General features: G+C 54.0%; 9 protein-coding genes. 6 read left to right on the top strand and 3 right to left on the bottom strand.

Features of this window, described 5'->3' with window-relative positions; genetic code table 11:
* The 5 genes from J4D52_RS29960 to J4D52_RS29940 form a co-directional block, all read left to right on the top strand.
* Nucleotides 1-121: GMC oxidoreductase (locus J4D52_RS29960; protein ID WP_207272219.1), on the top strand; the 121-nt coding region annotated here is incomplete at its 5' end.
* Nucleotides 122-137: 16 nt separating this feature from the next.
* Complete coding sequence (locus J4D52_RS29955; RefSeq protein WP_102678197.1) at nt 138-1,598, top strand: aldehyde dehydrogenase family protein; 1,461 nt, start codon at nt 138-140, stop codon at nt 1,596-1,598.
* 46 nt (nt 1,599-1,644) lie between these two features.
* Nucleotides 1,645-2,640, top strand: a complete 996-nt coding sequence (locus J4D52_RS29950; protein ID WP_102678198.1) for an amidohydrolase family protein — start codon at nt 1,645-1,647, stop codon at nt 2,638-2,640.
* A 661-nt stretch (nt 2,641-3,301) separates the two neighbouring features.
* A complete protein-coding gene (locus J4D52_RS29945; protein WP_124302838.1) occupies nt 3,302-4,273 on the top strand; it encodes a hypothetical protein in 972 nt (323 codons plus the stop codon).
* Between the two features lie 939 nt (nt 4,274-5,212).
* Nucleotides 5,213-5,539 (top strand): hypothetical protein, encoded by a 327-nt coding sequence (locus J4D52_RS29940; protein WP_124302837.1) that lies wholly within the window; start codon nt 5,213-5,215, stop codon nt 5,537-5,539.
* 331 nt (nt 5,540-5,870) lie between these two features.
* Here J4D52_RS29940 and J4D52_RS29935 read toward each other — a convergent pair whose 3' ends face one another.
* Together J4D52_RS29935 and J4D52_RS29930 are read right to left on the bottom strand one after the other, a co-directional pair.
* On the bottom strand, nt 5,871-6,491 hold the full coding sequence (locus J4D52_RS29935; protein WP_102678200.1) for a dihydrofolate reductase family protein: 621 nt from the start codon (nt 6,489-6,491) through the stop codon (nt 5,871-5,873).
* Between the two features lie 201 nt (nt 6,492-6,692).
* Nucleotides 6,693-6,977: a DUF3077 domain-containing protein gene (locus tag J4D52_RS29930; protein ID WP_102678201.1), complete on the bottom strand. Its 285-nt coding sequence runs from the start codon at nt 6,975-6,977 to the stop codon at nt 6,693-6,695.
* A gap of 1,317 nt (nt 6,978-8,294) precedes the next feature.
* Here J4D52_RS29930 and J4D52_RS29925 point away from each other — a divergent pair.
* Nucleotides 8,295-9,020, top strand: coding sequence for a DUF4019 domain-containing protein (locus tag J4D52_RS29925; RefSeq protein ID WP_102678202.1), 726 nt, complete (start codon nt 8,295-8,297; stop codon nt 9,018-9,020).
* Between the two features lie 1,083 nt (nt 9,021-10,103).
* Here the strand turns inward: J4D52_RS29925 and J4D52_RS29920 are convergent.
* Nucleotides 10,104-10,493 (bottom strand): hypothetical protein, encoded by a 390-nt coding sequence (locus J4D52_RS29920; protein WP_063430215.1) that lies wholly within the window; start codon nt 10,491-10,493, stop codon nt 10,104-10,106.
* Nucleotides 10,494-10,531 lie beyond the last annotated feature (38 nt).

Raw genomic sequence — 10,531 nt, 5'->3', positions numbered from 1 at the left:
GGTACACGGCGTGCAGGGCCTGCGGGTGGTCGACGCGTCGATCTTCCCGGACACCATTTCGGTCGCCACCAACGTCACCACCATTGCCACCGCCGAATACATCGCGCGTCGCTACAGCTGAGCCGGAGAACACTGCCATGACCATTCACAACACCCTTGCCAAACACTGGATCGACGGCGCCTGGATCGACTCGAGCGAGCACCGGGAATCCATCGACCCGGCCACCTCCAAGGTCATCGGCCACTACGCCGATGGCGGCGGCGCCGAGGCCGATGCGGCCATCGCCGCGGCCGTACGCGCCTTCAACAGTGACTGGACCGACGACAGCGCGTTGCGCGCCCGGGTCATCGACGAGCTGGCCGACGCCTTCGAGCGCAACAGCGAGGCGCTGATCGAACAACTGGCGCTGGAGAACGGCAAGATCAAGCCCGAAGCCCGCTTCGAAGTCAGCATGGTGCCTTCCAAGCTGCGCTACTACGCGGCCCTGGCCCGCACCGAACGCGGCCACAGCGGCACCCCGCGCCCCGACGTACTGTCCATCGTGCTGCGCGAACCCATGGGCGTGGCCGGCATCATCGTGCCCTGGAACTCGCCGGTGGTGCTGATGGTGCGTTCGCTGGCACCGGCCCTGGCCGCCGGCACCACGGTGGTGATCAAGATGCCGGCGCAGACCGCGCAGACCAACGCCTTGATCGCCAAGGTCATGTCCGAGGCGCCTTCCCTGCCGCGCGGGGTGATCAACCTGTTCACCGAGTCCGGCGGCGAAGGCTCGCGCCGCCTGATCGCCTCGCCCCAGGTGCCGGTCATCAGCTTCACCGGCTCTTCCGCCACCGGTCGCGCCATTGCCGCGGTGGGCGCGCAGTCGCTCAAGCGCTTCGGCCTGGAGCTGGGCGGCAAGACCCCGCACCTGGTGTTCGACGACGCCGACCTCGACGCCGCCCTGCCGGTCCTGGAAAAAGCCCTGACCGTGTTCGCTGGACAGTTCTGCATGACCGGCTCGCGGCTGCTGGTGCAGCGCGGCATCGCCGACCAGCTGCGCGACCGCCTGGCGGCACGCCTGCAAGCAGTGCGGGTCGGCCCGGCTGCCGACCCGCGCAGCGACATGGGCCCCTTGATCGACAAGGCCAACGTGCAGCGGGTCGACCAGGCCGTCGAGGCGGCAATTGCGGCGGGCGCCAAGGTCATCCTCCGCGGTGGCCCGGCCACTGACGGCGAACTGGCCAACGGCGCCTTCTACCGCCCGACCCTGCTGGAGGTCAGCGACTCGAAGCTGGACATCGTGCAGAAGGAAACCTTCGGCCCGGTGCTGACCCTGCAAGTCTTCGACAGCGAAGCCGAGGGCCTGGCCCTGGCCAACGACAGCGAATACGGCCTGGCCGCCGCCATCTGGACTCGCGATACCAAGCGCTCGCTGCGCGTCGCCCGCAAGGTGCAGGCCGGCACTGTGTGGATCAACGACTGGGCCAAGGTCTACGACGAATTCGAGGAAGGCGGTTATCGCCAGTCCGGCCTCGGCCGCCTGAACGGCGCCGCGGCGATCGACGATTTCATCGAATACAAACACATCAGCCTGTCGACCGCCGAAGCCCAGGCCTAAGTCGACCCGCCACGTACCTGTTTATCCTTAAAGAGGTTACATCAGCATGAAAGGCAAAATCGTACTCGAGGAACACGTCAGCACCGAGCTGAACAACAGCCTGTGGGACGCTTCCGGCGAAGCCACGCGCAATGGCCGGGCCTATATGGCGGATGTGGAAAGGCGCCTGCTGGACAGCGACCAGCGCATCGCCGATATGGACCGACATGGCATCGACCTCGCCATCCTGTCCCTCACCTCCCCCGGCGCCCAGTCTCTGCTCGATACCCGTCAGGCGGTCGCCTTCGCCCAACGGACCAACGAGCAGGTCACCGAGCAATTCGTCGCCCGCCACCCGCAGCGCTTCAAGGCCTTCGCCACCGTGGCCCTGCAATCGCCCAGGGCCGCGGCGGACGAACTGGAACGTGCGGTAAAGGATTACGGCATGGTGGGGGCACTGATCAACGGCTACACCAACATCGGCAACGCCGATACCGCGCAGTACCTGGACGAACCGCCGGTCTGGGAATTCTGGGAGCGGGTCGCGGCGCTCAACGTGCCGGTCTACCTGCACCCGCGCGAACCGCTGCCGAGCCAGCGACGGATCTACGAGGGCTACCCATCGCTGGTCGGCTCGGCCTGGGGCTTCGCCCATGAAACCGCCACCCACGCGATCCGCCTGATGCTCAGCGGCCTGTTCGACCGCTACCCCAACCTCACCCTCATCCTCGGCCACCTCGCCGAAGGCCTGCCGCTGATGCTGCCGCGCCTGGAACACCGCCTGCACATGCAACGCGAAGGCGAAGGCCTGGGCAACGCGAAAAAACCGGTCAGCCACTACTTCAGCCACAACTTCTACCTGACCACCGCCGGTCACTTCCACACCAAGGGCCTGCTGGATTCCATCAGCGAAATTGGCGTCGATCGTGTGCTGTTTTCAGCGGATTACCCGTATGAAAGCATGGCGACGGCGAGTAATTGGTTTGATGAAGCGCTGATCAGTGAGAACGATAGGGAGAAGATTGGGCGGGGGAATGCGCGGAGGTTGTTTGGGTTGAAGTGACACAAAATGGGGTGCGGGTATTCGGGTGAGGTGGTTGGGGCCTGGGTATCCGTGCTTCGAATCGTTTTGTCTTGTCTGTCGATGTGCTTTTGCACGGATAGACACTTACCTCAAAGCCTGCGTGAGCATAGAGCAGTTGGCCATTTCAGTTAATGGTCGAAGTGAAAGTTCGGGAATGGCTACTAACCGCCAGTAGCTGCTGGTTACAAAGGGCAGCAATCGATCCGAGGCAAATATCACCTCGCACCGATACGCAGCCCAAAAGGCGCTACTTGTGTTCCGCTTTATGACAGGTGCAATTCGCGTGTCGCGCTGCTCAAGCACTCAACAGTCACCCCTAGCATTGGTGATGGCAAGGGAATTACCACTGTTCCTCTGGTGCCGAGGCATTACCTCCATCGGGAGCAGCTCACCGAAACGAAATTGAAGGTGGAGAGCAAGCGCTGAGGACTGCCTCCTCAACCCGTCAAGCTAACTCTTGATTCTGCCCCTGACTCAGCAAATGGCGGGCTCGACCTAATCCCTCAGCGCGGGAGCCTCCCTAGCGGGGGCCTTTTTTGTTTGGTTTGCTGCTCGCTAAACCAAACTCGATGAGCTATACAAATTTTGGCCATGGCACTTTGCCATATGCGTCGAAACGACAACATGGAGCGTCAAACTCATGCAGCACTTCAAAAACTTGGGAGTAGCAGTATTTGCTTTGGCCTTAGGTGGTTGTGAATCTTGGTCAATTATCACCTCTTCAAAAATTGAACCATCTAGCTCAGAGGGAGATTGGAGCGCGGTTACTCCTCTGACTGAGGCAAAGCAGTGGCCGAATTTGTTTGAAAAAAACGATGTCGCCGACGAATTCAAGGCTTATTGCTTTAACAAGGGGGACGTCGAAACAATGGGCGTTGCACCGTTGGGAGCTGCTGCACTTTCGGCTCTTGGTGGGGTAGCTTGGGATCTGGCTGTTGAAGCTGTGAATAGCAAGGTCGATAAGATTCAGGAGCAATCGAGCAGAACCTGGAACGCTACTTGGACGACAAACGGTGCGATGCTGACAAGTACGAAATGCTTAGCGCTGGTCAGATATAGACCCACAGTCGGATCGGACAAAAAGGTCAATTACGACCCGCAAATGGCAATCCTGCTCAGCGTTAAGGGATTCACCCCTGGGAAAGACGGCCTCTCCGCCGTTCAGTTTGCTCCCCTTCTTGTGGCGTCAAAATCTAGCGCAGCTTTGACGAAGGATGAGGGTGGTGGAAAAGGTAAGATTGGCGTGTCTGTCGCGGGTGCAGTGTCGTATTTCGATGACGGCGAATTGAAGGACACATCGCCTGATGCAATAAGCGTATCCGGCATAGCGGTAGAGGATCCGGTAAAGAAACCAGCCCAAATGTTCAAAGCTGTTGGGAGGGCCGCGAAGGATGAGAACGGCAACTACGAGATGAGTGGTCTAACCCTGACTAAACCAGTGGCGTTCCCAACAACCGGTGAACTGTATTTGAAGTTCGCCGTGGTGGAGACCGGAACTCTTTCTGGTAAAGATGCCAAGAGCAAGGCCGAAATTAAAGCTGTAACAGACGCTCTTGGACCAATCGCAAAAGACGCTCTGAAGAAGCGGCTGGGGGTTGAGGACGCCAAGTAATGATATCCTTGGGGGGCTCGTTCCTGGAGCCCCCTAGGCTTTAACATTCGTTGTTTGGAACCTTACGACGCCTGCACTTCAACTGAGTCAACGCGGCCAAGTGGTCTTCACTAGTAGACCGCTGTTTTTGAGCGAGAAATGCGACGGAAAAAGCCGTCTGCGATGTTCGGCAGCAGGGAGCATATCAAGAGAACCTCACTAGAGATGCCCAATGCAGACACGGTCTATTGCTCGATTCCGAACGAAAACTCTCTGTTGAGTTGCCTGTCTGCAGTGGCTTGGCACAGTTGGGTCACCCCTCACGGTGAGATTCACAAAGGCCTCGGCGAGGCTGTAAACGAACACCCGTGGTGCCTGCTCCTGCAGGATGGCCATCAACGCAGACGACCGCTTCTGGCCGGTTTCAGCCCTTCGCGACGGGCAGTAATCAGCCAAGAGCTGCCGGTGGACCGTGCGATGGCAAATAAGGAGCTATGCTAGGTCTGATGCCGGAATTGATCGAGCAGAATAGGCTTGCCGTCCATGGTGTATAACCCCCTTCAACTGCTCACCTGACTGTCACAATGCCTGGCCTAGTCAGGGGTAGACGAGAGGACAAGGAATTTTATCCACCAAACCTGTGAGAGCGTTATCGCACCATTTAGTGTCTATTTATAGTTATCCAACAACAGGCCCATCGAGTAGGAAAACTGTAAATGGCAAGGAGTTTATCTGGCCGAAAATTGAAAAAACCGCTCCAGTGGTTGAAAGTCGTTTTTCGATTTTTCGTTGGTTTGAGTGATCACTGCATTTATAACTCCGTTGCGCAGAACAGAATGTATTGTCGGATAACCATTCGCTCGAACACACACTCGCAAAGAACGCGAGCGGTGTTCAGCTCGGATCTTGTCAGGCCCTATAAGCAACACGAAACCAACCCCCAACAAGAAAGGTGCCGCAATGTCTTCGATTCAAGATATTTGGGACGGTGTCCTGAACACTGAAAAACAATTAGACGAACTACGTATAGAAGCACAGCGAAAGGAGTTTCTAACTGTCACAGCTGAGCGCGAAGCACGTGTTGCACAAGAACTAGCCATTGCTGAACGCATCAGCACAGCGCTGGAAGTAACAATAGAAGAATTTTACGAATATAAGGGCGAAGGAGAGCTAGGACTAAAAACCAACGGAAATGTCGGGTTTTCCGCCTCAGGGCAGCGTGTGGCGAAACGAGTATATACGTTCAAGGGATTGCTCCCTATTACAAATTCTGCAGAAGACGCCTGACATACGGTTCAAGATCGCTCGTTTCGCTCACTCGGGACTGCCTCCGCAGCCCCAATCAGCCAGCGGCGCTTCGCTTGCTGGCTGCCGCCCTCTGAAGTTTCACATTATGAATGTCTGCAAAGGGTTGTGGATTCAACCGATCGATGCAACAGATTGGCTAAATCTTTCAGCGGGCGTTTATAACCGACTGCTTTTGGCCGTTAGCGGTTTCACAACCGCCCCGCTTTCGCCCCTAAGCCAACCCCCAGGAGATTCTACTCACGCCTCGAAGCTCCAGAGGCGACTATCAAGCCAAGACACAGGGTTTCAACACCGTCACGCACGGGTTTTCCTACTCTTCAAAGCTTCCTGTTTGTACGTCGCCACTGCGAACGTAGCGAACAATCAGCACCCCGCCAGGCGTGCTGGTCGAGTTCACCAAAGTGAAGGCCGACGCTTGTGCATGCTCGTCGAACAACCGCTTGCCGCGCCCCAACACAATGGGATGGATCATCAGCCGAAGCTCGTCCACCAACCCGGCGGCCAGCAGTTGGCGCACCAGATCGCCGCTGCCCTGGGTCAACAGGTGGGCGCCGTGCTGCTGTTTGAGAGCCTGTATGGCGTCGGCAAGGTTTCCTTGCAGCGCATGGCTGTTGTGCCAATCAAGGGTGTTGGGACTATGGGTGGCCACGTGCTTGGGCACGCGGTTGAACAGGTCGGCGATGGCGCTGTTGCTTGAACCGGCCTGTATGTGCGGCCAATACCCGGCGAATATGTCGTAGGTGCGCCGCCCCAACAGCAAGTCGAACGGCTGCGAGAACAGCTTCTGTATGGCCCGGCCGAAGGCTTCGTCGGCGTAGGGCACTATCCAGCCACCGAAGCGGAATTCGCCGCTGGTGTCTTCTTCAGGCCCGCCGGGCGCTTGAATGACGTTATCCAGACTCATGAAAGCGGCAACGATAAGCTTGCGCATGGTCTTCTCCTGGTTCGTCTGCGTAAAAGTGCTCAGGCAGGGAGCTGCCGACGATCATTGCGACCCATCGGCTTCATTCCCTGAAAGATAGTCGAACCAGACTCCGGGAAATCGACAGTGCGGTGCCGGGGGCGACCGCCCTAAAAAACGCCGTTTCCCTGCCACCAAGAAACGGCGCCCTCCCCAACATCCTCCTACCTGTTAAACCTGCAACACCTCCTCTTCCCTCAGCCCCAATCCCACATCATCAATCACCGCCTTACCCATCTCCGCCAGAAAGTGCGCGGCCCAGGCGTAACGTTCGCCCTGCTCCTCCATGGCAGCGTCCAGGGCGAGTTTCTTGGCGTAGTACAGCAGGGTCGAAGCGTGTTCCAGGGCTTGGTGCAGAGGTACGTCAGCATTGACGCGAAACAGGGTTTGATCACCGTCGCCGCAAGGGCTGAAGGTGACAAAGCCGAGGGTTTTGACAGGGGTGGCGGTGCTCATAGCGCACCTCCATTTACCCCGTTGAAGCGACCACGATTTGCAGAGGTTTTGATAGCGCACATGATTGAAACTCCCATATCAAAGTGAGAGCTGCCACGTTCGCGACCAAACGAATGGGTGGCAGCCGTGCGCGGATTGGTCGACCGGAGATACAGGAACCCGGCAGGGCCGAAGCCCTTCCACGCACAGCCGCCATTGCACGGAAATGCGAGCGCAAAAAAAGCGCCTGCAATCGTCAAAGGGGCGCTGTTGCGCCTGTATCAAGTCGGGCGACCAAACCCGATCACTGCTTTTGCAGCGACGATCAAAGGCTAGTCCCGGGCTCGATACGGAGCAACGACAAAGGCGTGGCAGTTTATGTCCAACTAATCGTCTTGGAAATATCTGGACTGCGGTAAGGCATGGCGAGCCGTACTCTGCGCGGGGTATCGAGGTGTTGGTCTATCCGGCCATGGTTGCAAGTGGAAACATAGTCATGTAGCGACCTGCTTGCTACCGGGACGGGCGAGCACCATGCACTATCTTTCATCTAAAAAATTTCTGCAGAACCTTGGCCTTAAAGATCGTCTTTTGCATAGTGCCAAGTTACTATCTGTGTAATTGCATGGACTTGACTACCCATTTACATTGCCACTAACCAGTCAATTGCATCAGTGCTGACCAGCTGTTTACATTCGACTTGACAAGCAGGCACCGCAGTGACGACAGGCAGAGAACGGCCAAAAATGGACAAAGGAAACGGGAACAGATTGTCCCCTTTTCGGCTCAGAGCCAGACAGTCTTGGGTTTCCTTTTGACGAACTTGAGCCCCCAAAAAACCTTATTGATGCACAACTGCTAAATGGCTTCGACGCTCTCCTGCATCTCAACTTTTTTGATCTGCAGCAATATTGGTCGCAGGTGAAGATGTAGGTACCCATCTTGGGTTTACTCCAGAAGCCCGACTTCAAGGTGTAACTGGGCCCTCGTTAGGTGTAAAGAAAAATGGTATTTGACACACACTTACCCGCGCCCCTCCTAACTGTACGTAAACTCTTTTCCCAAGGCTGTCACATATCAATAAAACCTCAAAAACAGTCGTCATCGTTAAGATTTCCACCTTGCCAAGGCAGCAACCACTCCAAACCTTTTTAGTTGTTAAACGAAGTACAATACCAACGCAAAAACCTTTTGCTATTAAGAAACAAACTTTAATTTCGATATATTATCAATTGCACCTGCTCCATATATTGCAGCTTGCACCTCCCCTGCCTAAGGTAAGTAAAAGCCTCACGCTTAACCCTATCTCCCTCAGCTCTAAATTATTCAGGTGCACCCATGGACCAAAATGCAGCCGATCCTCCAGGAAAGCTATCACTGCAAGTGATCTTGGCATTTCTTTTTGGAGTTGTTTTCATATCGATAATTTTATATGTAGCAATGAATGTTCCAGAATCCGAGTCCTTCAAAAAAATGGTTATTCTTGTAATCCTCAGTCTTGCAGCGGGGGGTATTGGCGGAATTCTTCCCGGCTATATAGTCACAGGAACGCCCAATAAGCTGGTCCGCGCTGGTGGTGCGTTGGCGGTGTTCCTCGTAGTGCTTTACTTTGGATCAAGATACATTCAAGATCCAATTGACCCTACCCCTTACAAGCCCTCAACTGATCCATCGGTGGTGGCGAATATGTTCAAATCCTACCTCGACACTAACAAATATGATCAAGCTTATGAGCTTACGTCATCTTCATTTAAGGCTGGACTAAACAAGTATCCATTTAGCGAAACATCTAAACGAATTGAGAAAAAGCTTGGCCCCGCAAATGAACGCTCCATGGTTTTTCAGAATGTAGTCGAATCCCCTCCCGGCTTACCAAAAGGCTATTACTGCTTTACTAATTATGTTGAAAAACACAGCAAAAGCACCCGAGACATCTACACTAACATTATACTAGTCGGCGAAAAAGGAGTCAGCGACTGGCGTGTATCAGGCATCTTTTACGCCATAAAAGACAACAACGGCAATTTCATACCAATCGACTTCACTTCCTCAACCCCCCTCTAATCGGCTCTCGATTTGCGTGAGCAACCCCGTCGTGGCTGTAGTTTAGGCGGGGAGTTCGTTCCCTCAACATTATCAGGGATAATCAAAATGTACATTGCATCTGTTAATGTAGGCAACCGAGACATCATCAACACCGACACAGACGTAAACATTAAGTTTGATCGAGCTGACGTCAACACAATCACTAATGAGATGACAAGAGCAGCCATAGGCGTTCTTTGCCTACAAATTCCGGTAGTTGGCCCCATCGTAGCCGTCTATATAAACGAACGAATAGATCAAATTGCTCGAGAGAGCGGCCCGAATGGCTGCGTGTTAGAAGTAACTATTCGCAATGGAACGGAGTTGCGGGTATTTAGTGTGCATGCAGAGTAACTCATGAAGCGGCAGACTTCAAAACAGGGCCTGTTTTTTTCACAGCCTGGACCACGGACGGCCGATGGACAGGCTGAAGGCATCTCGTCAACTTTGTTTAATTTTCCAACTATTCCGAGATACAAAAAACACCCATCAAGGCAAAGATAGCAACAAGTACTCCGGCAAACGTGAATGCAAAGACAATAGCCATCAGGCTAAGCAGGCTCAATTAAAGCCTCATAGATTATGTCACCTACCATTTCGTCCGTTCCCACTCCACCTTTACCTGAGCCGATTATTTCTTTGCGCTCATGGCCTGATTAATTTCAGAATAATAAACTCAACTATAAAACAGACCACGAACACCAACTGTGCGTTAAACAGCTTCATCAGTCTACGCTTGAATGGCTCAGGAAAATTATTTATATCATCAACATCCATCAACCCCTTTCTAATATAGTAACCAGGATAGGCTAAGGAGCCCGCAACCATCCCTACCATTGCCATTCGACCCCACGCCCCATGTATAGATAAAATCTGTTGCCCATTATGATTTTGCAGTTTTTAACATACCCTAAAACCTCATCCATTCTCGTACACCCCCAATAAAAGAACACCCCTGAAATAATCACCCCACCTGATAGAGTTACAAGACAACAAGAGGCAAGCACATACTCCGCCGCACCAAATTTACTCACAGCCTTGCCTCATATTTGATTTTTACGCTCACAACCTGATTAACTTTATAGAAATAAACTCAACTATAAGACACACCAAAAACACCAACTGCACGTTAAACATTGCTATCAGTCTCCGCTTGAGCGGCTCAGGAAAATCAGCTACATCGCCAGCATCCATCAGCCCCTTTCTAATTTGATAGCCAGAGTATGCCAAGGCACCCGAAATCATCCCAATCATTAAAAATCGGCCCCAAGCCCCCATATAAAGGTAATACTTTTGGTTATTTACTACTTTGCAATTTTTTACATACCCCAAAATCTCATCCATTCGGGTGCAGCTTAGATAGAAATACACCCCAGCAGTAATTCCCCCGCCCAAAAACGTGGCTACACCCAAAAAGGTAAGCACGTACTCCGCCGTACTTAACTTACTCATTGCCCGACCTCATAAATATTTTCTCCGAGGAGCTCTCC

The organism is Pseudomonas sp. GW460-12-10-14-TSB1 (assembly GCF_017349775.1).
GTDB classification, from domain to species: Bacteria; Pseudomonadota; Gammaproteobacteria; order Pseudomonadales; family Pseudomonadaceae; genus Aquipseudomonas; species Aquipseudomonas piscium.
This window is presented reverse-complemented; position numbering and strand designations above follow the sequence as displayed.

Excerpts from the sequence above, each read along its gene's own strand:
- J4D52_RS29940 (WP_124302837.1), top strand. The coding sequence starts at position 5,213 with ATGTCTTCGATTCAAGATATTTGGGACGGTGTCCTGAACACTGAAAAA.
- J4D52_RS29955 (WP_102678197.1), top strand. The coding sequence starts at position 138 with ATGACCATTCACAACACCCTTGCCAAACACTGGATCGACGGCGCCTGG.
- J4D52_RS29935 (WP_102678200.1), bottom strand. The coding sequence starts at position 6,491 with ATGCGCAAGCTTATCGTTGCCGCTTTCATGAGTCTGGATAACGTCATT.
- J4D52_RS29925 (WP_102678202.1), top strand. The coding sequence starts at position 8,295 with ATGGACCAAAATGCAGCCGATCCTCCAGGAAAGCTATCACTGCAAGTG.
- J4D52_RS29930 (WP_102678201.1), bottom strand. The coding sequence starts at position 6,977 with ATGAGCACCGCCACCCCTGTCAAAACCCTCGGCTTTGTCACCTTCAGC.
- J4D52_RS29950 (WP_102678198.1), top strand. The coding sequence starts at position 1,645 with ATGAAAGGCAAAATCGTACTCGAGGAACACGTCAGCACCGAGCTGAAC.
- J4D52_RS29920 (WP_063430215.1), bottom strand. The coding sequence starts at position 10,493 with ATGAGTAAGTTAAGTACGGCGGAGTACGTGCTTACCTTTTTGGGTGTA.
- J4D52_RS29945 (WP_124302838.1), top strand. The coding sequence starts at position 3,302 with ATGCAGCACTTCAAAAACTTGGGAGTAGCAGTATTTGCTTTGGCCTTA.